This is a genomic window from Pseudomonas sp. NPDC012596 (assembly GCF_042902325.1).
Lineage (GTDB): Bacteria > Pseudomonadota > Gammaproteobacteria > Pseudomonadales > Pseudomonadaceae > Aquipseudomonas.
The window spans coordinates 379811-403659 of sequence record NZ_JBIBEB010000002.1 but is presented as its reverse complement, the minus strand read 5'-3'; the positions used below and the strand labels follow the sequence as shown (position 1 = coordinate 403659).

The window sequence follows — 23849 nt, the reverse complement described above, 5'->3', positions numbered from 1 at the left end:
TGGTCAATGGGAGATGGCGGTTTTATAACCGATATATATCGGCATTAAAAGCACCATACTTCCGAATGGCGAATAAAAATGCCGTACAAACCGATAACAATCGGCCTGCACGGCATCCGGATGCCTACAAGTCTTCAGACAGTATCCGATCAACACTGTCCACAAAGTAGTCGACACTCGCCCGGGTGGTGCACATGGGCGGCTTGATCTTGAGAATGTTCAGGTAATCCCCGGTCGGTTGCATGAAGATGCCCAGGTCACGCAGGCGGTTGCACAGCGTCATGGTTTCTTCGGTGGCAGGTTCCAGGGTCTCGCGGTCGCGCACCAGTTCCAGCCCCAGGTAGAAGCCCGAACCGTGGGCAGCACCGGCAAGCGGATGTTTATCGACCAACGCCTGCAACCGCGCCTTGAAGTAACGCCCGGTGTCGCGGGTGTTCTGCCACAACCCCTCCTCGTCCATTACATCCAGTACCGCCATGCCAATACGGCAACTGACGGGGCTGCCGCCCGCCGAAGAGAAGAAGTAGCCCTGCGCTTCCAGCGCCTCGGCAATCTCACGCCGGGTGATGACCGCGCCCAAAGGCTGGCCGTTGCCCATGCCCTTGGCCATGGTGATGATGTCCGGCACCACACCCTGCTCCTCGAAACCCCAGAAGTACTCGCCCAGGCGGCCGTAACCCACCTGCACTTCATCGGCGATGCACACACCACCGCGCGCTCGCACCTTGGCATAAGCGTCTTGCAGGTAGCCCGCAGGCAGCGAGATGCCGCCGGCGTTACCGTACACCGGCTCGCAGATCATGCCGGCCAGTTGGCGGCCACGGGCATCGAGGTCGGCGAGCTTGGCATCGACGTCACACAGGTAATCAGTAGCGCTGTCAGCCCCGCGGTAGCGGCCACGGAAGGTGTTCGGCGCCTCGACCGGATGCACCCAGTCTGGCCGTGTTTCCAGGGCCAGCGGGTTGTCGGCGATCGAGGTGGAAATGGCATCGGTGGCCACCGACCAGCCGTGGTAAGCCTCCAGCACGCTGAGCAGGTCGCGCCCACCGCTGTAGGCCCAGGCCAGGCGAATCGCCAGGTCATTGGCTTCGGTGCCGCTGTTGACCAGGAACACCCGGTCGAAGCCGGGTGGCGCCAGCTTGAGCAGGCGTTCGGAAAACTCGGCGATGGCCGCGTAGTGGAAACGCGAGTTGGTGTTGAGCAGCGACCACTGCCGCGCCGATTCGGCCACCATGCGAGGGTGACCGTGGCCCAGTACCGCGACATTGTTGAGCATGTCGAGGTAGGAACGGCCCTGCATGTCGATCAGGTAATTGCGCCAGCCCCGCTCGATGTGCGGCGGCTGCGCATAGTAGTGCTTCTGCGAACGGGCGAAGCTGGCATCGCGGCGGGCCAGCAAAGCCTGCGGGTCGGCCAGCGGCTCGGCGTCACAGTCAAAGCCTAACAAGGCTGCAGGCGATGGGCACAGCGCCAGCCAAGCGGCCGCGTGGGAAGGCGTGGCGAAAAACGGCGGCTGAACAGCGCTGTCCAGGCACAGCTGGACACTCAGGAAACCACAGCTGCTGCCCAGCGCCTGCCCCTTGGCCACGTGCTGGCCGTCTGCCGGGGTATCTTCCAGGCCGCTCAGCCACAGGGCCCAATGCGGCGTGTGCAGGCAACCGCGGCCGTCGCCATGGCGCTGCCAGGTACCTGCCTGCGGCGCTTGAACCGCAGTACCGTTGGGTACGTGCAGCTCCACGCCCAACGCGCACGTGGCTGGCTCTTCGGGGCGGTCGATGTGCGTTTGTGACAGGCGGTATTGCCCATGCAGGCTGCACGCCGGGGCGGGTTGCGCGGTCAGCAGGCGCTGGTCGAAGCCAGGTTGCTCCCAGTTGCCAGCCTCGCAATGGCGGCTGAGTACACCCAGGTCTACCCGGGTAACGGCCTGCCCGGCCAAGTCCGGGAGCAGTGGCGCACAATTCGCCAGCACCGATCCACTCGGCTCGCTACCGGCGGCCTGCAGGATGGCCGCCTCCATCAGCGCGAAAGGCACGGCGGTAGCGGTGTTGAAGATTTCCCACTCATGGGCGATGTTGTCGCGTATGTACTGGTTGCCAGGGTCCACCGCCAGTTGTTGCTCGCTGCTCAGCACCAGCACAGCGGCACGGTTCAGCACCAGCGGCCACAGGGCGCGCAACTCGGCTTCGCCTAGCGGGTTGACGGCCTGGTACGCACGCACCACCGGCAGAATGCGCAGTGGGTCGCCTTCGGCATGGTGCAGCAGGGCCGCGCAGGTGACGGAAAGGTCGGCGATACGCCAGGTACGAAGCAGGTCCCCGAAATCGATCACGCCCTGCAGCTGCCACTGCCGCGCGGCGTCGCGGGCCCAGACGGCGTTGTCGTCGGTGATGTCCAGGTGCACGGCCTGGCTCGGTAAGTGATCGACCAGCACTGCCAGTTTTTCAGCGGCCTGCCGTGTGGCCTTGTCGATGCGGGCGCGCTGCCCGGCGTCCTGCAGCACCGGCAGCAGATGCTCGATCAGCGCCTGAGCATGCTGCGGGTCCCATTGCAGGGTGCGCACCAGGCCTGGGTGGTCGAAATCGGCCAACGCCTGGTCGACCTGGGCACACAATGCGCCAAGCTCGGCCATCAGCCGCGGTTCCATGTGCTTTAGGCGAGTCAGCGGCTGCCCTTCTATGTAGTCGAGCAGGCGTGCGCGCAGCGGTTGCCCGTCGATATCCAGCGCCAGCAACCCCTGGCCATCGCGGGCCGGGCGCACGGCGGGCACCGGCAAGCCTTTATCGCGCAGATAAGCCAGCGCCGCATGCTGCGCCTCCAGCTCGGCCTGGGCATAGCTGCCGTGGCAGACCTTGAGCACGAACCGCCCCTGCCCCGTGTCCAACCGGAAGTTCAGGTCCTGCTGGCTGCCCAGCGCCGACAGGCTGCCAGCAAGGTCATAATGCGCCTGAAGCAAGGCATGCGCCTGGGCTTGGCTGAGCGACGGGCTGGGCAGGCTGGAACGCTGAATCAGGGTGCTGAGGGGCATGAAGATGAAACCTCTTTTATTTTTCGCTTATCTCGCCATTGCCAAGGCCGATAAACAAGTGGCAAAGATGAAATGATGAGTGTGCGCCCGTGCGCAGTCATGATGGCAATCTAGGCTGCAACAGGCCAAGGCGGGCTAAATTGAACGAGGCCGGTAAGGTCCATCCCTGAGTACACGGGTAAGATAAACGCCATGAACATAATTGCTACCGACATACCTGACGTACTGATCATCGAACCGAAGATCTTCGGCGATAGCCGCGGCTTCTTCTTCGAAAGTTTCAACGCCCGTGAATTCGCCCAAAAGACCGGTTTTGATGCCCGGTTCGTCCAGGACAACCACTCACGCTCACAGCGCGGCGTGCTCCGTGGGCTGCACTACCAGATCGACAACCCTCAGGGGAAACTGGTGCGAGTAACCCAGGGTGAAGTGCTCGACGTCGCCGTGGATATCCGCCGCAGTTCGCCTACATTCGGCCGCTGGGTGGCTACCCGGCTCTGTGCCGCAGACCACCGCCAGTTCTGGATCCCGCCAGGGTTTGCCCATGGCTTCCTGGTGCTGAGCGAATCGGCCGACTTCCTGTACAAGACCACCGAGTACTACAACCCCGCCGCCGAGCGCTGCATCCGCTGGGATGACCCGCAGCTGGCCATCGACTGGGGCCTGCAGGCTCCGCCTTTGCTGTCAGCCAAGGACCAGGCTGGCGCCCTGCTGGCAGACGCGGATCTATTCCCATGAAAGTACTGGTGTGTGGCTGCAACGGCCAGGTTGCGCAAGCACTGAAGGTGCAACTGGCCGGTCTCGGCGAGCTGCACCTGCTTGGCCGCCAGCACCTGGACATGGCCCTGCCCGAGGCGCTGCGCGAACCGCTGCGCAAGCTGGCGCCCGGCCTGATCATCAACGCCGCCGCGTACACCGCCGTAGACCAGGCCGAAAGCGAGCCAGACACCGCCTTTGCAATCAATGCCGAGGCACCTCGCGTGCTGGCCGAGGAGGCGCTGCGGCTCGGCGCCCCGCTGATCCACTATTCCACCGACTACGTTTTCGACGGTGCCAAAGCTGCGCCTTATACCGAGAAGGACGTGCCCAACCCGCTGGGTGTTTATGGGCGCAGCAAACTGGCCGGCGAACAGGCCATCGCGGCGGTCGGTGGCGATCACCTGATCCTGCGTACCAGCTGGGTCTACTCGCTGTACGGGCGCAACTTCCTGCTGACCATGCAACGGCTGCTGCAGGAAAAGCCGCAATTGCGCGTGGTCGACGACCAGGTCGGCGCGCCCACCTGGGCCGCGACCATCGCTGCCAGCACCCGCGCGCTGGTCGAGCGCTGGCAAGCCGGCGAGGCCGGTGCCTGGGGCACCTACCACCTCACCGCACAAGGGGAAACGTCGTGGTACGGCTTCGCCCAGGCCATCGGCGAACAGCTGAAGGCCCGGGGCTTGCCTTGCGCCGAACTGCTGCCGATCGCTTCCAGCGAATACCCGACACCCGCGCGCCGCCCGCTCAACTCGCGCCTGGACTGCTCGCGCCTGGCCGGCGAATGGGGCATCCAGCTACCTCACTGGCAGCAGGCGCTGATCGACTGCCTCAAGTAGCGCATAATTGCGCCAGACCCTTCTGGCGCATTTACGCGATGATTGCAAAACCCACGCACCCACGCCGTCCCCGCTGGCGCAGCCTGGCCCTGCTGGCCCTGTGCCTGGCGCCCTTGCTGTGGCCCTTGCACCACCTTGCCGAACGCTATTACCAGGACGAACTGGCCTCGCAGAACCGCCAGACCCTCGACCTGTACGTCGCCAACCTGCTCGGTACCCTGCACCGCTACGAAACCCTGCCGCAGATCCTCGGCGACCTGCCGGCGCTGCGTGGTGTGCTGGCCGACCCGTTCAAGCTCGAAGCGGTGACCAACGCCAACCGCCTGCTCAAAGACATCGTCCACCAGACCGGTGCAGAAGTGATGTACCTGATGGACGTCAGCGGCAATACCCTCGCTGCCTCCAACTGGGACAAGCACGACAGCTTCGTCGGCCGCAATTTCGCCTTCCGCCCGTACTTCAACGAAGCCATGGCCGGGCACCTTGGGCGCTTCTTTGGCCAAGGCACCACGTCAGCCAAACGCGGTTATTTCTTTGCCGCCGCGGTGCGCGACCGCGAGCGCATCGTCGGAGTGCTGGTGGTCAAGGTCGACCTCGACCATACCGAGACGCTCTGGGGCCGTACCCCCGAGCAGCTGCTGCTGACCGACCATAACGGCGTGGTAATCCTCACCTCGCGGCCCGACTGGCGTTTCCGCGCCACCCGCGCGCTGACCGAGGCCGAACGCCAGGCGATCATCGCCATACAGCCTTACCCCACCCAGGCACCACAGCCGCTGGTGCTCAACCCGGATGCCTGGCTGACCCAGACCCGCGACATCAAGGAGACCGGCTGGCAAGTCAGCATCCTCGCCCCACGCATGCTGGTCGACCGCTCGGTGCAGACGGTCATGGCCATCGGCGGCGGGGCCTTGCTGGTGCTGATGCTGCTGGCAGGCCTGGTGATGCAACGGCGGCGGCACTATATCGACCGCATCGACTTCGAAGCCCGCGGCCGGCATGAGCTGGAAAACCGCGTGGTGCAGCGTACCGCCGACCTCGAAGGCCTCAATACCCGCCTCAAAAGCGCGGTGCTGGAGCGTGAAAACGCCCAACAGGAACTGGTGCGCGCCCAGGACGAACTGGTCCAGGCCGGCAAGCTGTCGGTACTCGGCACCATGTCGGCAAGCATCAGCCACGAACTCAACCAGCCCTTGGCGGCCATCCGCAGCTATGCGGAAAATGCCGAGATCCTGCTCGATCACCAACGCACCGAAGATGCCCGCGGCAACCTCAAGTTGATCGGTGAGCTGACCGGGCGCATGGCCTCGATCATCGCCCACCTGCGCGCCTTCGCCCGTCGCGATCGCCACGCGCCGGAAAGCGTGGCCCTGCAACCGGCGCTGGACGACGCCCTGGCGTTACTGGCCAAGCGCCGCCGGGCGATGGCTGTGGAGCTGATCCGCGACCTGCCCGATGCCACGCTGTGGGTACAGGCAGGCGAAACCCGCCTGCGCCAGGTGCTCGGCAACCTGCTGGCCAATGCCCTCGATGCCTTGACCGAAAAAGCCAACCCGCGCCGCCTGTGGCTGAGTGCCGAAAAACGCGATGAGTACGTCTACCTGTTCATCCGCGACAACGGCCCGGGCTTCAGCCGCCAAGCCCTGGAACACGCCAAGGAGCCGTTCTTCACCACCAAGACCCGCACCCAGGGGCTGGGCCTGGGCCTGGCCATCTGCGAAAGCCTGATGCGTGCCCTGGGTGGTGAACTGCTGCTGGGCAACCACCCGGAAGGTGGCGCCCTGCTCACGCTGCAAATGCGCGTGGCCGCGCCCGGCGCCAACCTGAAACCTTCGGAGGACCCCTCGGCATGACGACCGAGACTTGCATCGACAGCCAGGCCCAGGTACTGCTGGTCGACGACGACCCGCACCTGCGCCAGGCCCTGAGCCAGACCCTCGACCTGGCCGGGCTCAAGGTAGTCGCCCTGGCCGACGCCCAGGGCCTGGCCGAACGCATCGAGCCTGATTGGCCGGGCGTGGTAGTCAGCGATATCCGCATGCCTGGCATCGACGGCCTGCAACTGCTGGAACAACTGCACGGCCGTGACAAAGAACTGCCGGTGCTGCTGATCACCGGCCACGGCGACGTGCCCCTGGCCGTGCAAGCCATGCGCACAGGCGCCTACGATTTCCTTGAAAAACCCTTTGCCAGCGATGCCCTGCTCGACAGCGTGCGCCGCGCCCTGGCCCTGCGCCGGCTGGTGCTCGACAACCGCAGCCTGCGCCTGGCGCTGAGCGACCGCCAGCAATTGGCCACCCGCCTGGTCGGCCATTCGCCGTCCATGTTGCGCCTGCGCGAGCAGATCGGCGCCTTGGCCGGCACCCGCGCAGACGTGCTGATCCTCGGCGAAACCGGTGCCGGCAAAGAGGTGGTGGCCCGTGCCCTGCACGACTTGTCCAGCCGCCGCGACGGGCCTTTCGTGGCCATCAATGCCGGTGCGCTGGCAGAATCGGTGGTAGAAAGCGAACTGTTCGGCCATGAGCCCGGCGCCTTCACCGGCGCGCAGAAACGCCGCATCGGCAAGTTCGAATTCGCCAATGGCGGCACGTTGTTCCTCGATGAAATCGAAAGCATGAGCCTGGACGTGCAGGTGAAGCTGCTGCGCCTGTTGCAGGAACGGGTGGTAGAGCGCCTGGGCGGCAACCAGCTGATTCCGTTGGATATCCGCATCATTGCGGCGACCAAGGAAGACCTGCGCCACTCTGCCGACCAAGGGCGCTTTCGCGCCGACCTTTATTACCGCCTGAACGTGGCGCCGCTGCGTATCCCGCCACTGCGCGAACGCGGCGATGACATCCTGGTGCTGTTCCAGCATTTCGCCGACACCGCCAGCCAGCGCCACGGGCTGCCTGCGCACAACCTGCAGCCGGCGCAACGGGCCATGCTGCTGCGCCATGGCTGGCCAGGCAACGTGCGTGAACTGCAGAACGCCGCCGAGCGTTTCGCCCTCGGCCTGGAACTAGCCCTGGACAACCCACCCCCCGTGGCGACAGCACCCTCGGCACCGGCACTGCCGGGCAACCTCAGCGAACAGGTCGAGCAGTTCGAACGCTCGCTGATCGCCGCCGAACTGGCCCAGCCACACAGCACCATGCGCAGCCTGGCCGAAGCACTGGGCATACCGCGCAAGACCCTGCACGACAAACTGCGCAAGCACGGCCTCAATTTTGACGGCGGCAACAGCGGGGCAGACGACCACGAGGACCACCGTTCATGAGCAGCGACAGTCAGTACCTGCAGTCTGTACTGCACAGCGATATTCCCCTGACCCGCGAAATGGGCCTGGAAGTCATCGATTGGCAAGGCCAGGCGCTGCGCCTGCAGCTACCACTGGCTGCCAACGTCAACCACAAGAGCACCATGTTCGGCGGCAGCCTGTACTGCGCGGCCGTGCTGGTGGGCTGGGGCTGGTTGCACCTGCGCCTGCGCGAGCTGGGGATCGATGACGGGCATATCGTCATCCAGGAAGGCCAGATCAGCTACCCCTTGCCGGTGACAGGGACGGCGGTGGCGCACTGTGCGGCGCCGGATGAAAAGGCCTGGGAACGCTTCGTGACGATGTACCAGCGCCGTGGCCGGGCGCGGCTGACGCTGGAGACTACGGTCAGCAACGCCGGCAGCGACGAGCCCGCCGCGAAATTCAGCGGCCAGTACGTGCTGCACCGCTGACCAGCGCTGCAGGAATTGCCGGGGCCGCTATGCGGCCCTTTCGCGACGCAAGGCCGCGCCTACAAGGCCACCGCCAACTGGATGAGTGCCTGGCGCCAACCGGCAGCTGCGGGCAAGGCGAGGAAGAAGGGGTTGAGCAGGGACTCGCGGGGCGGATAGCGGAATGCCTGGCCGTCAAGGTTGATCACTTCGCCACCAGCGCCTTCCACCACGCCCTGGGCAGCCGCAGTGTCCCACTGCGAGGTAGGCGCCAGGCGCGGGTAGCAGTCGGCGCTGCCTTCGGCCAACAGGCAGAATTTCAGCGAACTGCCGATATTGGCCAGCTCCAGTTCGCCAACCGCAGCGCCGAGCCCGGCCAGCAGCGCTTCCTGCTGCGGGCTGGAGTGGCGACGGCTGGCCACCACGGTAAAGCGCCCATCGGCAGGCGGCGCATTACGTACCTGAATCGGCTGGGCTTGCCCGCCCGTCTCAACGCGCCAGGCGCCCAGGTTGCGGCCGCCGAAATAGCAGCGCCCGGTGGTCGGCATCGAAACCACGCCGAACACCACTTCACCCTGTTCGATCAACGCGATGTTCACGGTGAATTCCTCGCTGCCTGCGATGAACTCCTTAGTGCCGTCCAGTGGGTCGACCAGCCACCAGCGCTGCCAGCCCTGCCGTTCAGCCAATGGGATATTGCAGTCTTCCTCGGACAGTACCGGGATTTGTGGTGCCAGTGCCTGCAGGCCATCGGCAATAACCCGGTGCGCGGCCAGGTCGGCAGCGGTCACCGGCGAGTCATCGGCCTTGTTGGTCACCGCCACATCGGCCCGCCAGAACGGCAGGATCGCCTCGCCCGCCAGGCCGGCCAGCTTCACCACCTCATGCATCAGTTGCTGGTCGTTCATGCGTCGAGCAGCCCCCGCTGAATCAGCAGGTCACGCGCCAAATACAACGCTGCCAACGCCCGGCCTTCGCTGAACTGCGGGTGCATGGCCAGGGCCGACAGCTCGCGCAGGTTCACTTTGTCGACCCGCATCGGCTCCGGCTCGTCGCCCTCCAGCCGCTCCTCGTAGAGGTCCGTGGCCAGCACCACCTGAATCTTCTGGCTCATATAGCCCGGCGACAGCGAAAGCTCGGTCAGGTGCTCCAACTGACGTGCGCCAAAACCGGCCTCTTCCTTGAGCTCCCGGTCGGCGGCGGCCAGCACGTCTTCACCCGGTTCGATCAACCCTTTGGGCAGCGACAGCTCGTACTCGTCGGTGCCGCCGCAGTATTCCTCGACCAACACCGCGTGTTCGGCATCGAGCATGGCCACGATCATCACCGCACCATAACCATTGCCACGGCCGACCAGGCGCTCATAGGTACGTTCGGTGCCATTGCTGAAGCGCAACTGCACGGCTTCGACGCGGAACAAGCGGCTGCTGGCGACAATCTCGCGGCTGAGTACGGTGGGTTTCTGGCGCATGGGGCGGCTCCTTGGCGTGAACGGGTTACTATACCGTGGCTTGCCGACTGAACGAGAGTTTCCCATGCCTGTTCTTCCCTGGTCCGCCATCGATACCGTCCTGCTGGACATGGACGGCACCCTGCTCGACCTGCACTACGACAACCGCTTCTGGCTGGAGCACCTGCCCCAGCGTTACGCCGAGGTGCATGGCGTTAGCCGAGCCATGGCGGAAATGGAGCTGCAGCCGCTGTTCGAGCGCAATGCCGGCACCCTCAACTGGTACTGCCTGGATTTCTGGAGCCGCGAGCTGAACTTGCCGATCCGCGAGCTGAAGCGCGAGATCGCCGACCTGATCGCCCTGCGCCCCGACGCCGACACCTTCCTTGCCGCAGTCCGCCGGGCGGGCAAGCGGGTGGTGATGATCACCAATGCGCATCGCGACTCGCTGTCGCTGAAGCTGGAGCGGGTGGAACTGGCGCCGTATTTCGAGCGGCTGATCAGTTCGCATGATTACGGCTACCCGAAGGAAAGCCCGCAGTTCTGGGACGCGTTGCAGGCGGATATCGGCTTTGTGCCTGAACGCAGCCTGTTCATCGACGACACGCTGGCGATCTTGCGCAGCGCACGGCGATTTGGCGTGGGGCATTTGCTGGCGGTGCGCCAGCCGGATAGCCAGGCGGCGCCGCGGGATACTCAAGAGTTTGAGGCGGTCGAGGATTACCGGGCATTGTTGGTAGGCCTTTAAGGCCAAACCGCCGGCAAGCCGGCTCCCACAGGTACTGCACAGTGCTCAAGGCCTGCGATGATTCTGTAGGAGCGGGCTGGCCCGCGAGAGGCCAGCACAGCTCTGAAGAGCTATCAGTCAGGGATGCGCAGCACCTGCCCCGGGTAGATCTTGTCCGGGTGCGACAACATCGGCTTGTTGGCCTCGAAGATCTTGTTGTACTGGTTGGCGTTGCCATACACCACTACGGAAATAGCTGACAGCGTGTCACCCTTCTTCACGGTCACGAACCGCGCAGCCTTGACCACCGGCCCGGTTACGGTGATCTGGTCATCTACGCTGGCAACGCCATTGATGTTGCCCGCCGCGAGGATGATCTTCTCTTTCTCCTCCTGGCTGGCCACCTCACCCTTGAGGATGATCTTGTCGCCCTCTACAGTGGCGGTGATATTGGGATTGCCCAGGCCGACACTCTCCACGTGCTTCTTCAACTGCTCCTCGGCATTGGCATTGCCAGGGGTCAGCAGGTCGATCAACTTCTCGCCGGCTTCCTTCACGAAACTGAACAGGCTCATTGCGTTCTCCTTGTTGACTGAAACCTCGGAGTCAGGAGTCTAGGCCAGGATTTCCCCTCCCGCCCCACTGCGGCCAATCGACGCGGTCTATCAAGGCATAGACCCTAGCGATTAGACGTGGCCAGCGCGCGGGCCTAGGCTGGTGCTATCAAATAGCCGCCGGTAGTCAGCCCCGATGAACAGCAAACCTCCGGTCTGCGCGGCCTCTACGCCTTTGGCCTTGCCTGCCGCCAGCAACACCTACGATTACATCCAGCTCGACGATGCCGCACGCGCCAGTACACCACTGGCCGAAGAAGTCGCCTTGGCCATCGCCTTCAACGGCCTCAACCAGGCCGTGATGCTGGTCAGCCCCACCGACCTCGAAGATTTTGCAGTCGGCTTCAGCGTGGGCAGCGGCATTGTCGAAGGCACGGCAGAAATCTATGACCTGAAATTGTCCGGCAACGGCTCGGCGATGTATGCCGACCTGGAGATTTCCAGCCGCGCGTTCTGGAACCTGAAAAACCAGCGCCGCCAGCTGGCCGGCACCAGCGGCTGCGGGCTGTGTGGTGTCGAGGCCCTGGAGCAGGCGTTGCCGGAACTGGCCGAACTACCCGGCGCGCCTTTGCCACCCGCGCAATGGCTGGCCGGCCTGCGCCAACGCATTGATGCCTTCCAGCCCCTGGGCCAGCACTGCGGTGCCGTGCATGCGGCCCTGTTCATGAATGCCCAGGGCGAGCTGCTGCTCGGCCGCGAAGACATCGGCCGGCACAACGCGCTGGACAAGCTGATCGGCGCCCTACTGCGCCAAGGCATCGCCACTGAAGGCGGCCTGGCCATCGTCACCAGCCGCTGCAGCCTGGAGCTGATCCAGAAAGTCCTGCGCGCCGGCATCCAGACCCTGGTCAGCCTGTCGGCGCCCACGGGCCTCGCCCTGCAGTGGGCGCGCAAGCACAACCTCAACCTCATTCATCTGCCTAAACACAGTGCACCGCGGGTCTACAGCCCAGCGGCGGAGTCGTAACAGCCGTGACCTCGTACCAGCCTCTTCCAGACAACGCCCCAGCCTCCACCCCTCGCTACAAGCCCTACCACGGCCCCGCCGGTGGCTGGGGCGCGCTGCGCAGCGTGGCCAAGGCCTGGGTCGGTAGCGACAATGCGCTGAAAAACCTGCGCGCCTTGCTCAAGACCAACCAGAACGGGGGCTTTGACTGCCCCGGCTGCGCCTGGGGCGACTCGCCCGAGAGCGGCATGGTCAAGTTCTGCGAGAACGGCGCCAAGGCGGTCAACTGGGAAGCCACCAAGCGCCGCGTCGACGCGGCCTTCTTCGCCCGCTACAGCGTCAGCGCACTGCGCCAGCAGAGCGACTACTGGCTCGAATACCAGGGCCGCCTGACCGAACCGATGGTCTACGACCCAGCCAGCGACCGCTACCAGCCGATCGCCTGGGACGCCGCCTTTGCCGTGATCGCCCGTGAGCTGAACGCACTCACCAGCCCCGACCAGGCCGAGTTCTACACCTCCGGGCGGGCCAGCAACGAAGCTGCGTACCTGTACCAGCTGTTCGTGCGCGCCTATGGCACCAACAACTTCCCGGATTGCTCCAACATGTGCCACGAGGCCAGCGGTGTGGCGCTGGGGCAAAGCGTGGGCGTGGGTAAAGGCACCGTCACCTTCGATGACTTCGAGCATGCCGATGCGATCTTCGTCTGGGGCCAGAACCCCGGCACCAACCACCCGCGCATGCTGGACCCGCTGCGCGATGCCGTGAAACGCGGCGCCCAGGTGGTGTGCGTCAACCCACTCAAGGAGCGCGGCCTGGAGCGCTTCCAGCATCCGCAGAACCCGCTGGAGATGCTGACCAACAGCGACCGGCCGACCAACACCGCATTTTTCCGCCCGGCCCTGGGTGGCGACATGGCCATGCTGCGTGGCATGGCCAAGTTCCTGCTGCAGTGGGAGCGCGAAGCGCAGGCCAACGGTGAACCGGCCGTCTTCGATCACGTCTTCATTGCCGAGCATGGCCATGGCGTGGATGAGTACCTCGCGGCGGTGGACGCCACCTCGTGGCAGCACATAGAGGAACAGTCCGGCCTGACGCTGGCCGATATCGAGCTGGCCGCCCGCATGTACTGCCGCGGCAAGCGCGTGATCATGTGCTGGGCGATGGGGATTACCCAACACCGCCATTCGGTGCCGACCATCCAGGAAATCGTCAACCTGCAGATGCTGCGCGGCAACATCGGCGCGCCCGGTGCGGGGCTGTGCCCGGTGCGTGGCCACAGTAACGTGCAGGGCGACCGCACCATGGGCATCAACGAACGCCCGCCGGTGGCGCTGCTCGATGCCCTGGAAAAACGCTTTGGCTTTACGGTACCGCGCCACAATGGCCACAACACCGTCGAGGCGATTCACGCCATGCTTGAGGGGCGCGCCAAAGTGTTCATCGGCTTGGGCGGCAACTTCGCCCAGGCGACGCCGGATACCGAGCGGACCGCGCAAGCGCTGCGCAACTGCGCGCTGACCGTGCACATCAGCACCAAGCTCAACCGCAGCCACCTGATCCACGGCAAGCAGGCGCTTATCCTGCCCTGCCTGGGCCGCACCGACATCGACCTGCAGGCCGACGGCCCGCAGGCGGTCACGGTGGAAGATTCGTTCAGCATGGTCCACGCCTCCAACGGCCAGCTAAAGCCGCTGTCGCGCCAGATGCGTTCAGAGCCGGCAGTAGTCGCTGGCATTGCCGCCGCCACGCTGGGCAAGCGCCCGGTGGACTGGCACTGGCTGGTAGCCGACTACGACCGCATCCGCGACCTCATCGCCGACACCATTGCCGGTTTCGATGACTTCAACCAGCGCCTGAGCCACCCTGGCGGCTTCTACTTGGGCAACAGCGCCGGTAGCCGTCAGTGGAAAACCGCCAGCGGCCGCGCCAACTTCAAGGCCAACCTGCTGCCGGACAGCCTGCTCGACGAGCGCGTGCGCGCCAGCGGCCAGTTGCCGGACCTGATCATGCAGTCGATGCGCTCGCACGATCAGTACAACACCACCATCTACGGCCTGGACGACCGCTATCGCGGGGTGCGCGGCCAGCGCGACGTACTGTTCGCCAACGAAGCAGACATCATCCGCCTGGGCTTCCAGCCGGGGCAGAAGGTCGACATCGTTTCGCTGTGGGGTGATGAGCATGTGCGCCGGGTACACGGCTTCACCCTGCTCGCCTTCGATATTCCGGCTGGGCAGGCGGCGGCTTACTACCCGGAGGTGAACCCGCTGATTCCACTGGAAAGCATCGGTGAAGGCAGCCATACACCGACGTCCAAGTTCGTCGCCATCAAGCTTGAGCGGGCGCGCGACGACGGGCGGATCGTGTAAGGGCTGGCTGGCCGGCAAAAACGAAAAAGCCCTGTTCCACAAGGGTCCAGGGCTTCGTCACAATAAGGTCAGACACGCGAAAATCGATAAAGTTTCACAGCAATTACAGTAACTTAGAGAATTGTGTACAACTCGTGCTACTCGTCGGATTTCAATTGCAAGACGGTGCACCGAGCCTCAAATTCGCCCTCGTCATCCCTATGAGGCTCTCTTGATGAAGAAGTACTCCTCGATTCTGTTGTTGTCTTTCAGCTTGCTCAGCGGCGTTGCCATGGCAGGCGGCAATACCGAGGCCGGCATTGGCGGCGCATTGGGTGGGGTACTCGGCTCCGTAGTGGGCAACTCCATCGGTGGTAGCACCGGCGGCGCCATTGGTGCCGGCCTGGGTGGCGCTGCCGGCGGTGCCCTGGGTGCCGACAAGCGCCAGCGTGGTGAGGCCGCTATCGGCGGCGCACTGGGCGCAGCAGGCGGTAACGTGGTCGGTCGCTCGGTGGGTGGTACCACCGGCAGCTACATTGGTGCAGCCGCAGGCGGCGGCGCTGGTGGCGCGCTGGGTAACTACATGGGCAACAAGGCCGACGACGACGACCGTCATGACGATCGCCGCTACCGTCGCGGCTACGACGACCGTCGTCACTACGACCGTGGCCACCACTACGGCCATCGCAAGCACAAGCGCCACTGGCGCGACTGATACCCAGGCTAACGCCCGGGTAGCAAGAAAGCCCCGCCCTCACCCGCGGGGCTTTTTCATGCCTGCACGTCAAGCTGCAGCCCGGCAAGGATGACCTGCAGCGTCTCCGGAAGCGGCACCGGCCGGCCGCTTGCACGCTCGATGAACACCTGCACCACAGTGCCTGCGGCGCAAGCATCCGCTTCGCCCGGGCGATACAGCGCCAGCCGGTACTCCACCGTACTTCCCACCAGACGCGTCACGCCCAGGCCCACCTCAAGCACATCCGGGAAGCCCGGCAATGCAAAGAAGTCTGCCGCCGAACTGACCACGAACGCTGCCAGCGCGCCTTCACGTAGGTCGAACTCGGCTTGCTCGACGAGAAAGGCCTGGATGGCGGTTTCGAAGAAACCGTGCACAGTCGCACCGGCGACATGGCCATTGTGGTCGTTGTCCTGAGGACGGGTGAGGATGGGGTGGAAGTGGGAGAACGCGTTGCGGTTGGGGGATGGAGTCATCTGTCTGTCTCGCATGATCGCAATGAATGCTATCAGTGAACCAGAAATTCCAGAGTTCTTGAGTATTTACTGGCATTTCACGGGTAGGCCCGCTCTCACAAGCTCGAGTTTGGCTTAGCCAGCAGCACGGTATCTGTAGGGGATTACCCAGCCCTCGGGCTGCGCTGTCGCGCAGAGAACAAAGCCCGCGAGCGCATCGCATATCCTGTAGGAGCGGCTTCAGCCGCGAAGCAGGCGCCGCGGTGGATGGCACCGGCTTAGCCGGTGTTCGCGGCTGAAGCCGCTCCTACAAGCTCCTCGCCAAATCGGTAAGTTAGCGTTTGTCTATGAGAGCGGGTTTACCTGCGAAGAAGCCAGCAAGGCACTACAAAACCGCCATGCAAAAAAACCGCCCCGAAGGGCGGTTTTTTTTAAGACGCTAGCGCCAGCTTACAGCTGTGGACCAGCAGCCTTGATGGCGTCGGACACGTCGAACTTCTTGAAGTTTTCGGTGAACAGCTTGGCCAAGCCTTTGGCGGCTTCGTCGTAGGCCGCCTGGTCAGCCCAGGTGTTGCGCGGGTTGAGCAGTTCGGTTTCGACGCCTGGCACAACCTTCGGCACGTCCAGGTTGATGATGTCCAGGTGTTCGGTCTCGGCACCGATCAGTGCGCCGCTCTGGATGGCAGCGATCACGCCACGGGTGGTCGGGATGCTGAAGCGCTTGCCAACACCGTAGCCACCACCGGTCCAGCCGGTGTTGACCAGGTACACCTTGGAACCAAAGCCGTTGATACGCTTGATCAGCAGCTCGGCGTACTCGCCAGCCGGGCGCGGGAAGAACGGGGCGCCGAAGCAGGTGGAGAAGGTCGACTTGATGCCGCCGCCCGAACCCATTTCGGTGGAACCGACCAGCGCGGTGTAGCCGGACAGGAAGTGGTAGGCCGCCTGCTCGTTGTTCAGGATGGAAACCGGCGGCAGAACGCCAGTCAGGTCGCAGGTCAGGAAGATCACTGCGTTAGGCTCGCCACCCAGGTTGGCCTCGGCGCGCTTGGCGACGTGCTCCAGAGGGTAGGCGGCACGGCTGTTCTGGGTCAGGCTGACATCGGTGTAGTCGGCATGCTTGTTGGCATCGAGAACGACGTTTTCCAGTACTGCGCCGTGCTTGATGGCTTTCCAGATGACCGGCTCGTTCTTCTCGGACAGATCGATGCACTTGGCGTAGCAGCCGCCTTCCATGTTGAAGACAACGCCTTCGCCCCAGCCGTGCTCGTCGTCACCGATCAGGTAACGGCTTTCGTCGGCCGACAGGGTGGTCTTGCCAGTGCCGGACAGGCCGAAGAACAGGGTTACGTCGCCTTCTTCGCCAATGTTGGCAGCGCAGTGCATTGGCAGCACGTCGGCAGCCGGCAGCAGGAAGTTCTGCACCGAGAACATGGCTTTCTTCATTTCGCCGGCGTAACGCATGCCAGCGATCAGCACCTTCTTGGCCGCGAAGTTGATGATGACGCAGCCGTCGGAGTTGGTGCCGTCACGCTCAGGCTCGCACACGAAGTTGGCAACGTTGAGTACTTGCCACTGGTCGCGGCCAGCCGGGTTGAACTGCTCAGGGTTGATGAACAGGCAACGACCGAACAGGTTCTGCCAGGCAGTCTGGGTGGTCATCTTCACCGGCAGGTAGTGCTCGGCGGCCGCCCCTACGTGAACGTACGAAACGAAGTGATCCTGGGCGTTGTTGAACGCCTCGACGCGGTCCCACAGGGCATCGAACTTGTCGGCCGGGAACTTGCGGTTGATCGGGCCCCAGGAGATGGCATCCTGGGTGGAAGGTTCTTCGACGATGAAACGGTCAGCCGGCGAACGGCCAGTACGGTGCCCAGTCTCCACGACCAGTGCGCCGGTATCGGCTAGCACGCCTTCACCGCGTTGCAGCGCTTCTTTTACCAGCTCATCGACGCTCAGGTCGGTGTACACGGTGTTGTTGGCTTGCGTCATGAGATACCCCATCCGGCCCGAGGCCGAGTGCTCCAAACGTTTTGTAGTTGTCTGTAAAAAACTACTACAGCGAAAAAAGTGGCCGGATTATGCCAGAAACGCCCAAAAAAAGTAGGCCCCTCCTGTCGTAACCGCGCTTTTGCGCAATTCGACAGGAGATTTCCCTGCAATTAAACGTTTCAGTGGCGAGTTTCTGACGCTGTGTCCGTGCCGCCACCGGCAAACAGTTGCGCCACATCGCTGGCATCGAAGAAATAGCGCTCGTTGCAGAACTGGCAATCGATCTCCACCTTGCCGCCACACTCGTCCACCAACTGCTTGGCATCGTGCTCGCCAAGACTGACAAGCGCATTGCCGGAACGTTCGCGCGAGCAGCTGCACTGGAAGCGCAGCGGCTGGATATCGAACAGGCGCACGGCATCTTCGTGGTACAGGCGGTGCAGCAGGGTTTCGTTGTCCTCGGCCCACTCTTCGGCCTTGAGCGTCTTGGCGAGGGCGATCACGTGCTGCCAGCTGTCTTCACGCTCTTCTTCGTCACGCTGGCGGTCGACCGGCAGCTGTTGCAGCAGCAAGCCGCGGGCCTTGCCGCCTTCGGCATTGAGCCAGAAGCGAGTGTTGGTCTGCTGGGACTGGATGAAGTAGTTGGTGAAGCATTCCGACAGGTTGGCGCCGTCGAGTTCGACAGTACCCTGATAGCGCTGGCCCTTGACCGGGTCGATGGTCAGGGTGAGGTGGCCGTCCGGCATCAACTGCGCCAGCGTCGCTTCTTCAGGGATCTGGTCCGCTTCATAACGCGCCATGCCGCGGATGGCGCGCTCGCTCGAGCACTCCACCATCAACAGCGGGATCGGCCCAGCCGAGCGCGCCTGCAACACCAGCAGGCCGTCGAACTTCATGGCGCCAACCAGCAGCGAGGTGGCGGCCATCAATTCGCCGAGCAGTGCGGCCACGGGCTGTGGGTAGGCATGACGAGCCAACACCGCGGCGTAGCTGTCATCGAGTGCCACCCACTCGCCGCGAATATCGCGGTCGTCGAAGATGAAACGTTGGGTGAAATCGGTATCTGGCAAATCGCTCATAGGTTTTGGCTATCTGAAAATGATGACAAAATGGTTACACGGGATTTCGAACACTTGCGAGACCCCGTGACAGAGCGCTCACAAGGCGCTCCGATTCCCGTTGGCAATAGAGGTATTTTATGGACAATCGACCACTGTTCCAAGCAAGGTGGTCCTGGGGCCCTTTGGCAGCCTGCACATTGCTGCCTATCGCTCTACTGTGTTTCTGGTTATGGCCTTTTGGCCAGATCCTGTGCCTGACTTTCGACGAATGGCTGTTCCACAGCCTTAATGCGCCCTTGGCCGACCACACCACCTGGCGCTACATCTGGACCGTCGGCAGCCTTCGGCCCTTCGACATCGTCGTCGGCCTGATCCTGCTGGCCGTGCTGATACGCGGTGACTGGGTGTTCAAGGCCAGCCAGGTGCGTGAGGCCTTTTTCGGCTTTCTCGTCACGCTCATCCTGTTAGTGGTGATTCGCGCGGTGTTTTCCAAGTGGGTGGATGCAATGGGCTGGCAACACGATAGCCCGTCGATGGTCTTCGACAACGTTGTCCACCTGAGCGATTACTACCCGAACCTGGAAAAAGCCTGGGAACTGAAAGACCGTTCCAGCAAGAGTTTCCCGGGCGATCACGCCTCGGTGCTGCTGATCTGGGCGCTGTTCATGAGCTTGTTCAGCCGGCGCCTGGTGCAGCATCTGGTGATCTGGGGCCTGGCGTTCCTGTTCATGCTGCCGCGCCTGGTGGCGGGTGCGCATTGGGGGCAGGATGACTACATCGGTGGTTTGCTGATGGCAGTGCTGGCACTGGGCTGGAGCTGCCATACGCCACTGGCGGCGAAGGGCAGCGCGTTGCTGCTGCGCTGCACGGCACCGATGTTCAAGTTTGCAGCCAGGCTACCGTTGGTCGGGCGATTGGCGGTGATCCGCTAAATCATCAGGGCTGCTCTGCAGCCCATCGCCGGCAAGCCAGCGCCTACAAAACCTGCGCAATCTCACAGTACTGCGCATCCTCTGTGGGGGCCGGCTTGGCGGCAACGCGGCCGCGCTCAATCAAAACTGCCATGCAACTGGTGAATCTGCCGACGCTGTTTCTTGTTCGGCCGGCCATCGGTCGTCACACCCATCGCACCTGCCTTGCGCATCTCTGCGGCCTGCTCGCGGCGCTTCACACTTTCTTCGGTTTCTTCATACAACGCCTGCGCCTCAGGTGCCCCCCTGCGTACAGCAGACAGTGCCTTGACCACCACCGTGCGCTCATCGAAACCGGTGCGCAGCACGAACGCATCGCCTACACGTGGCTCCTTGCCGGGCTTGCAGCGCTCGCCCCGGCAATGCACTTTGCCACTCTCGATCGCCGCCTTGGCCAGCGCGCGAGTCTTGTAGAACCGCGCTGCCCATAGCCATTTGTCCAGGCGGACCTTGTCGTCTTCTTCGCCTTTTTGTGCCATCCCGTTACCTCGAATTCTGTCTTTCATCGAACTGTACTACCGTAACTGACGGATGCAAAAAGTCCCCGTCGTGCTTACAGTTCACCACCTTATCCCCAGGGTGTGCTTCGTGAAGACATTTGACCATCTGACTGTGATCGGCCTGCGCGAGTGGGTCGCCTTGCCCGACCTCGGTGTAGCGGGGCTGCGCGCCAAGATCGACACAGGGGCCAGCACCTCCAGCCTGCACGCCACAGAGGTGGAACCCTTCGAGCGCGACGGCGAGCCATGGGTGCGTTTTACCGCCCACCTAGGCTCGATCGTGCAACTGCGTCACCGCCGTTGCGAAGCGCCGCTGGTCACCATGAAGACCATCAAGAGCTCCAATGGCCACGCCCAGACCCGTTACGTGATCCGCACCCCGTTGGCGCTGGGCGACCGCGTGTGGCAAGTGGAATTTACCCTGGCCTGCCGCAAGAGCATGCGCTACCGCCTGTTGCTCGGCTCCAAGGCGCTTATCCATGGGCAGCTGGTGGTCAACCCGGGGCTCAAGTACGTGCAAGACAAACCGGCCTTTCCGGCCACCCTTTCCCCTGTCACAGGTGCTGCATGAAGATCGCTGTGCTGTCGCGCAATCCGCGTCTGTATTCCACCCGCCGCCTGGTCGAAGCCGGTACCCAGCGTGGCCACGAAATGGTAGTGATCGATACCCTGCGGGCCTACATGAACATCGCCAGCCACAAGCCGCAGATTCATTACCGCGGCAAGCCACTGGAAGGCTTCGATGCGGTGATTCCGCGCATTGGCGCGTCGGTGACGTTCTATGGCTGCGCGGTGCTGCGCCAGTTCGAGATGATGGGCGTCTACCCGCTCAACGAATCCGTGGCCATCGCCCGCTCCCGCGACAAGCTGCGCTCGTTGCAGTTGCTGTCGCGGCGCGGCATCGGCCTGCCGATTACCGGTTTCGCCCACTCGCCTGATGACATCCCCGACCTGATCCAGATGGTCAACGGCGCGCCCCTGGTTATCAAGGTGCTCGAGGGCACCCAGGGCATCGGCGTGGTGCTATGCGAGACCACCCAGGCCGCGGAGTCGGTGATCGAAGCGTTCATGGGCCTCAAGCAGAACATCATGGTTCAGGAGTACATCAAGGAAGCCGGCGGTGCCGACATTCGCTGCTTCGTGGTGGGTGACAAGGTAATTGCCTCGATGAAGCGCCAGGCCAAGCCAGGCGAGTTCCGCTCCAACTTGCATCGGGGCGGGGTCGCCAGCCTGATCAAGATCACACCTGAAGAGCGGATTACCGCCATCCGTGCAGCCAAGGTAATGGGCTTGAGTGTGGCAGGTGTAGATATCCTGCGTTCCAACCACGGCCCGCTGGTGATGGAAGTGAACTCCTCACCGGGCCTGGAAGGTATCGAAGTGACCACCAGCAAGGATGTGGCCGGGATGATCATCGAGCATCTGGAGAAGAATGGCGGGCCGAACCAGACCCGCACCAAAGGTAAAGGCTGAGGTTGACCGTGCCGGCCCCTCGCGGCTTTAGCCGCAAAAGGGCCGGGGCAGATCACACAGCATTGCGCGGCAGTAAAAGCCCCAACGGCAACCTCACCCGCGCTTCGATCCCGCCGCCTGAGCGGTTGCGCAACTCCACATTGCCACCATGCTGCGCCGCGATCCGTTTCACGATCGCCAAGCCCAGCCCGGTGCCCTTGCCGCCCCGGGCACGGTCACCGCGGATGAACGGGTTGAAGATGGTCTCCAGCTCCGACTCGTCGATACCGGCACCACGGTCAAGCACACTGAGCACCACGTAAGGCGCGCTCTCGTCGCCCGAAACATAGGCGGCCACCTCGACCCCTTTGCCAGCGTGGTGCAGGGCATTGCCGATCAGGTTACCCAGCATGCGCTTGAGCGATACCCGACGCAGCGGGAACGGGGGAATCGGCTCCAGGCACAGGCGTACCCGCTCCTCTGGCTGGTTGTAGGGCGCCACGACCTCGCGCACCAGGTCGGCCAGGTCGACCTCCTCCACCGGTTCGTCACGGCCATCGCGGATGAAGGCCAGGAACTGGTCGAGAATGGCGTCCATGTCCTCGATATCGCGGACCATGTCATCGCTCAGCTCGTTGTCGCTGTTGAGCAATGACAAGGACAGGCGCAGGCGTGTCAGCGGCGTACGCAGGTCATGGGACACACCGGCCAGCATCAGTTCGCGCTCACGCCCGGCCTGCTCGACATCCTCGGCCATCTGGTTGAAGGCACGGTACACCTCGGCCATTTCACTCGGCGTATCGCTGATCGGCAGCCGCACGCTGCGCCCCTGCCCCAACTGGCGGGCAGCGAACACCAGGCGCTTGAGCGGCTGGTTGAGCTGGCGCACGAAGATCCACGCCGAGGCGGTCGACAGCAGCCCGATGGCCAGGAACCAGCCAAGCACGTTCCAGATCTTCTGGCCACGCAACGGGTGCGGGTACAAAGGGACTTTCAGCCAACCTGGGCCCAGGCTCGGCGCGTTGACCCACAACGCCGGCGGCGCATGGATGCGCAAGCGCACCTCGGTGTCTTCACCCAGCTCGGCCTGCATCTGCCGCTGATAGATTTCGCTGTAAGGCCAGTGCTGCTCGCCTTCAGGCACACCAGAACCGGTCACGCGGATCAGGCCTGCGGCTTCGGCAATCTTGTCGCGGTTTTCCTCATCGGCTGCCCAATAGGCACGCAGCGTCAACGCTACACCGTGGCTGTACTGCCGATCGACCAGTACGTCCTCGTTCATCAGCAGGTAGACCAGGGTCAACGCCTTGGAGAACAGGACGACGATCAGCACCAGCCACAACGTGCGGGCGAAGAAGCTTTGCGGGAACCAGAGCGGCGTTTTCATCGACGGTGTGGGTTCATTTTCCGGCGTTTCCGTCCGGCACGAAGACGTAACCTACGCCCCACACAGTCTGGATATACCGTGGCTTGGAAGGGTCCGGTTCGATCATGCGGCGCAGGCGCGAAATCTGTACGTCGATGGAGCGCTCCAAGGCATCCCACTCACGGCCACGGGCCAGGTTCATCAGCTTGTCGCGGGTGAGCGGTTCACGCGCGTGCATGACCAGCGCCTTGAGCACGGCGAACTCGCCGGTGGTCAGCATGTGCACTTCTTCACCGCGCTTGAGCTCACGCGTAGCCAGCGACAGCTCGTAATCGCCGAAGGTGACCGACTCGTCCTCGCTGCCCGGGGCGCCCGGCACGCTCGGTGCCTGCCGGCGCAGCACGGCCTTGACCCGCGCCATCAGCTCGTCCGGGTTGAACGGCTTGCCCAGGTAATCGTCAGCGCCCAGCTCCAGCCCCTTGATGCGGCTGAGTTCGTCGCCCTTGGCGGTGAGCATGATGATCGGGATCTGGTTGTTCGACTGGCGCAGGCGCTTGCACGCGGACAGGCCATCTTCACCCGGCAGCATCAGGTCGAGCACCACCAGGTTGAACACTTCGCGCTGCAGCAAGCGGTCCATCTGTTCGGTATTGGGCACCGCACGGGCACGGTACCCCTTGCTGGTGAAGAAACGTTCCAGCAGGCTGCTGAGCCCCGGATCGTCGTCGACGATGAGAATCTTGTCACCTTCAGCGTTGTTTGGGGTGCCGGTCATGAATAACTCCTCTGATATCGCCGCGCATTATGGCGTAGCCATTGCCACGCGTGCCGTGAGCATTGTTAGCAGATTTTTCCCCCGGCGCCAGTTCCCGGCCTGGCCAACTGGCCTGGCGCCATCACCGCAAGCCGTCCTCGATG

The 23849-nt window shown here is 63.5% G+C and carries 22 protein-coding genes; 12 read left to right on the top strand and 10 right to left on the bottom strand.

What is annotated here, in order from left to right; genetic code table 11:
- Positions 1–124: 124 nt before the first annotated feature.
- Positions 125–3025, bottom strand: coding sequence for an aminotransferase (locus tag ACFY68_RS04385; RefSeq protein ID WP_387523642.1), 2901 nt, complete (start codon positions 3023–3025; stop codon positions 125–127).
- A gap of 192 nt (positions 3026–3217) precedes the next feature.
- Between ACFY68_RS04385 and rfbC the strand changes: the two genes are divergently transcribed.
- The 5 genes from rfbC to ACFY68_RS04360 are packed head-to-tail and all read left to right on the top strand — an operon-like array spanning position 3218 to position 8331.
- Positions 3218–3763, top strand: a complete 546-nt coding sequence (gene rfbC / locus ACFY68_RS04380) for a dTDP-4-dehydrorhamnose 3,5-epimerase (RefSeq protein ID WP_346613514.1) — start codon at positions 3218–3220, stop codon at positions 3761–3763.
- Positions 3760–4620 carry a dTDP-4-dehydrorhamnose reductase gene (gene rfbD, locus ACFY68_RS04375; RefSeq protein ID WP_387523639.1) on the top strand — a complete coding sequence of 287 codons (861 nt, stop codon included), beginning with the start codon at positions 3760–3762 and terminating at the stop codon, positions 4618–4620. Before rfbC ends, rfbD begins: the two co-directional genes overlap by 4 nt.
- A gap of 38 nt (positions 4621–4658) precedes the next feature.
- A complete protein-coding gene (locus ACFY68_RS04370; protein ID WP_346613512.1) occupies positions 4659–6473 on the top strand; it encodes an ATP-binding protein in 1815 nt (604 codons plus the stop codon).
- Complete coding sequence (locus tag ACFY68_RS04365; RefSeq protein WP_387523637.1) at positions 6470–7879, top strand: sigma-54-dependent transcriptional regulator; 1410 nt, start codon at positions 6470–6472, stop codon at positions 7877–7879. The genes ACFY68_RS04370 and ACFY68_RS04365 overlap by 4 nt, the downstream gene beginning before the upstream one ends.
- Positions 7876–8331 (top strand): YiiD C-terminal domain-containing protein, encoded by a 456-nt coding sequence (locus tag ACFY68_RS04360; RefSeq protein WP_387523635.1) that lies wholly within the window; start codon positions 7876–7878, stop codon positions 8329–8331. The genes ACFY68_RS04365 and ACFY68_RS04360 overlap by 4 nt, the downstream gene beginning before the upstream one ends.
- Positions 8332–8390: 59 nt before the next feature.
- On the opposite strand, the gene cysQ is transcribed toward ACFY68_RS04360, so the two are convergent.
- Entirely contained in the window at positions 8391–9218 is an 828-nt protein-coding gene (gene cysQ, locus ACFY68_RS04355; RefSeq protein ID WP_387523633.1) for a 3'(2'),5'-bisphosphate nucleotidase CysQ, read from the bottom strand.
- Positions 9215–9781: an ADP compounds hydrolase NudE gene (gene nudE / locus ACFY68_RS04350; protein WP_346613508.1), complete on the bottom strand. Its 567-nt coding sequence runs from the start codon at positions 9779–9781 to the stop codon at positions 9215–9217. The genes cysQ and nudE overlap by 4 nt, the downstream gene beginning before the upstream one ends.
- A 64-nt stretch (positions 9782–9845) precedes the next feature.
- On the opposite strand from nudE, the gene yrfG reads away from it, so the two are divergent.
- Positions 9846–10508, top strand: a complete 663-nt coding sequence (yrfG, locus tag ACFY68_RS04345; RefSeq protein ID WP_387523631.1) for a GMP/IMP nucleotidase — start codon at positions 9846–9848, stop codon at positions 10506–10508.
- Positions 10509–10621: 113 nt separating this feature from the next.
- Here yrfG and lysM read toward each other — a convergent pair whose 3' ends face one another.
- Positions 10622–11062, bottom strand: coding sequence for a peptidoglycan-binding protein LysM (lysM, locus tag ACFY68_RS04340; RefSeq protein ID WP_176511958.1), 441 nt, complete (start codon positions 11060–11062; stop codon positions 10622–10624).
- Positions 11063–11237: 175 nt separating this feature from the next.
- Between lysM and fdhD the strand changes: the two genes are divergently transcribed.
- From fdhD to ACFY68_RS04325, 3 genes are all read left to right on the top strand, one after another.
- Complete coding sequence (gene fdhD / locus ACFY68_RS04335; protein ID WP_387523627.1) at positions 11238–12068, top strand: formate dehydrogenase accessory sulfurtransferase FdhD; 831 nt, start codon at positions 11238–11240, stop codon at positions 12066–12068.
- Positions 12069–12073: 5 nt separating this feature from the next.
- Positions 12074–14419 carry an FdhF/YdeP family oxidoreductase gene (locus tag ACFY68_RS04330; RefSeq protein ID WP_387523625.1) on the top strand — a complete coding sequence of 782 codons (2346 nt, stop codon included), beginning with the start codon at positions 12074–12076 and terminating at the stop codon, positions 14417–14419.
- A gap of 214 nt (positions 14420–14633) precedes the next feature.
- The gene (locus ACFY68_RS04325; protein WP_387523622.1) at positions 14634–15113 is read left to right on the top strand and encodes a glycine zipper domain-containing protein; all 480 of its coding nucleotides are present in this window, start codon (positions 14634–14636) and stop codon (positions 15111–15113) included.
- A gap of 56 nt (positions 15114–15169) precedes the next feature.
- Here the strand turns inward: ACFY68_RS04325 and ACFY68_RS04320 are convergent, their stop codons facing one another.
- From ACFY68_RS04320 to hslO, 3 genes are all read right to left on the bottom strand, one after another.
- Entirely contained in the window at positions 15170–15610 is a 441-nt protein-coding gene (locus ACFY68_RS04320; RefSeq protein WP_387523619.1) for an acyl-CoA thioesterase, read from the bottom strand.
- A gap of 429 nt (positions 15611–16039) precedes the next feature.
- Positions 16040–17581 (bottom strand): phosphoenolpyruvate carboxykinase, encoded by a 1542-nt coding sequence (locus ACFY68_RS04315; protein ID WP_387523616.1) that lies wholly within the window; start codon positions 17579–17581, stop codon positions 16040–16042.
- Between the two features lie 179 nt (positions 17582–17760).
- Positions 17761–18660: an Hsp33 family molecular chaperone HslO gene (gene hslO, locus ACFY68_RS04310; RefSeq protein WP_387523613.1), complete on the bottom strand. Its 900-nt coding sequence runs from the start codon at positions 18658–18660 to the stop codon at positions 17761–17763.
- Between the two features lie 119 nt (positions 18661–18779).
- Here hslO and ACFY68_RS04305 point away from each other — a divergent pair, with 119 nt between their 5' ends.
- Positions 18780–19574, top strand: coding sequence for a phosphatase PAP2 family protein (locus ACFY68_RS04305; RefSeq protein WP_387523610.1), 795 nt, complete (start codon positions 18780–18782; stop codon positions 19572–19574).
- A gap of 116 nt (positions 19575–19690) precedes the next feature.
- Here ACFY68_RS04305 and ACFY68_RS04300 read toward each other — a convergent pair whose 3' ends face one another.
- Complete coding sequence (locus tag ACFY68_RS04300; RefSeq protein WP_346613499.1) at positions 19691–20092, bottom strand: S4 domain-containing protein; 402 nt, start codon at positions 20090–20092, stop codon at positions 19691–19693.
- A 109-nt stretch (positions 20093–20201) separates the two neighbouring features.
- Between ACFY68_RS04300 and ACFY68_RS04295 the strand changes: the two genes are divergently transcribed.
- The gene (locus ACFY68_RS04295) at positions 20202–20684 is read left to right on the top strand and encodes an ATP-dependent zinc protease (protein ID WP_346613498.1); all 483 of its coding nucleotides are present in this window, start codon (positions 20202–20204) and stop codon (positions 20682–20684) included.
- A complete protein-coding gene (gene rimK, locus ACFY68_RS04290; RefSeq protein WP_119137413.1) occupies positions 20681–21586 on the top strand; it encodes a 30S ribosomal protein S6--L-glutamate ligase in 906 nt (301 codons plus the stop codon). The genes ACFY68_RS04295 and rimK overlap by 4 nt, the downstream gene beginning before the upstream one ends.
- 52 nt (positions 21587–21638) lie before the next feature.
- On the opposite strand, the gene ACFY68_RS04285 is transcribed toward rimK, so the two are convergent.
- Together ACFY68_RS04285 and ompR are read right to left on the bottom strand one after the other, a co-directional pair.
- Positions 21639–22952, bottom strand: a complete 1314-nt coding sequence (locus tag ACFY68_RS04285) for an ATP-binding protein (protein WP_387523606.1) — start codon at positions 22950–22952, stop codon at positions 21639–21641.
- Between the two features lie 13 nt (positions 22953–22965).
- On the bottom strand, positions 22966–23706 hold the full coding sequence (gene ompR, locus ACFY68_RS04280; RefSeq protein WP_346613496.1) for a two-component system response regulator OmpR: 741 nt from the start codon (positions 23704–23706) through the stop codon (positions 22966–22968).
- Positions 23707–23849: the final 143 nt, after the last annotated feature.

Bases quoted from the DNA above. Each gene is read 5' to 3' on its own strand.
- ACFY68_RS04305 (WP_387523610.1), top strand. From the start codon at position 18,780: ATGGACAATCGACCACTGTTCCAAGCAAGGTGGTCCTGGGGCCCTTTG.
- ACFY68_RS04300 (WP_346613499.1), bottom strand. From the start codon at position 20,092: ATGGCACAAAAAGGCGAAGAAGACGACAAGGTCCGCCTGGACAAATGG.
- lysM (WP_176511958.1), bottom strand. From the start codon at position 11,062: ATGAGCCTGTTCAGTTTCGTGAAGGAAGCCGGCGAGAAGTTGATCGAC.
- ACFY68_RS04325 (WP_387523622.1), top strand. From the start codon at position 14,634: ATGAAGAAGTACTCCTCGATTCTGTTGTTGTCTTTCAGCTTGCTCAGC.
- fdhD (WP_387523627.1), top strand. From the start codon at position 11,238: ATGAACAGCAAACCTCCGGTCTGCGCGGCCTCTACGCCTTTGGCCTTG.
- ompR (WP_346613496.1), bottom strand. From the start codon at position 23,706: ATGACCGGCACCCCAAACAACGCTGAAGGTGACAAGATTCTCATCGTC.
- ACFY68_RS04360 (WP_387523635.1), top strand. From the start codon at position 7,876: ATGAGCAGCGACAGTCAGTACCTGCAGTCTGTACTGCACAGCGATATT.
- ACFY68_RS04285 (WP_387523606.1), bottom strand. From the start codon at position 22,952: ATGAAAACGCCGCTCTGGTTCCCGCAAAGCTTCTTCGCCCGCACGTTG.
- ACFY68_RS04365 (WP_387523637.1), top strand. From the start codon at position 6,470: ATGACGACCGAGACTTGCATCGACAGCCAGGCCCAGGTACTGCTGGTC.
- rimK (WP_119137413.1), top strand. From the start codon at position 20,681: ATGAAGATCGCTGTGCTGTCGCGCAATCCGCGTCTGTATTCCACCCGC.
- rfbC (WP_346613514.1), top strand. From the start codon at position 3,218: ATGAACATAATTGCTACCGACATACCTGACGTACTGATCATCGAACCG.
- ACFY68_RS04370 (WP_346613512.1), top strand. From the start codon at position 4,659: ATGATTGCAAAACCCACGCACCCACGCCGTCCCCGCTGGCGCAGCCTG.
- cysQ (WP_387523633.1), bottom strand. From the start codon at position 9,218: ATGAACGACCAGCAACTGATGCATGAGGTGGTGAAGCTGGCCGGCCTG.
- ACFY68_RS04320 (WP_387523619.1), bottom strand. From the start codon at position 15,610: ATGACTCCATCCCCCAACCGCAACGCGTTCTCCCACTTCCACCCCATC.
- ACFY68_RS04315 (WP_387523616.1), bottom strand. From the start codon at position 17,581: ATGACGCAAGCCAACAACACCGTGTACACCGACCTGAGCGTCGATGAG.
- ACFY68_RS04385 (WP_387523642.1), bottom strand. From the start codon at position 3,025: ATGCCCCTCAGCACCCTGATTCAGCGTTCCAGCCTGCCCAGCCCGTCG.
- hslO (WP_387523613.1), bottom strand. From the start codon at position 18,660: ATGAGCGATTTGCCAGATACCGATTTCACCCAACGTTTCATCTTCGAC.
- nudE (WP_346613508.1), bottom strand. From the start codon at position 9,781: ATGCGCCAGAAACCCACCGTACTCAGCCGCGAGATTGTCGCCAGCAGC.
- rfbD (WP_387523639.1), top strand. From the start codon at position 3,760: ATGAAAGTACTGGTGTGTGGCTGCAACGGCCAGGTTGCGCAAGCACTG.
- yrfG (WP_387523631.1), top strand. From the start codon at position 9,846: ATGCCTGTTCTTCCCTGGTCCGCCATCGATACCGTCCTGCTGGACATG.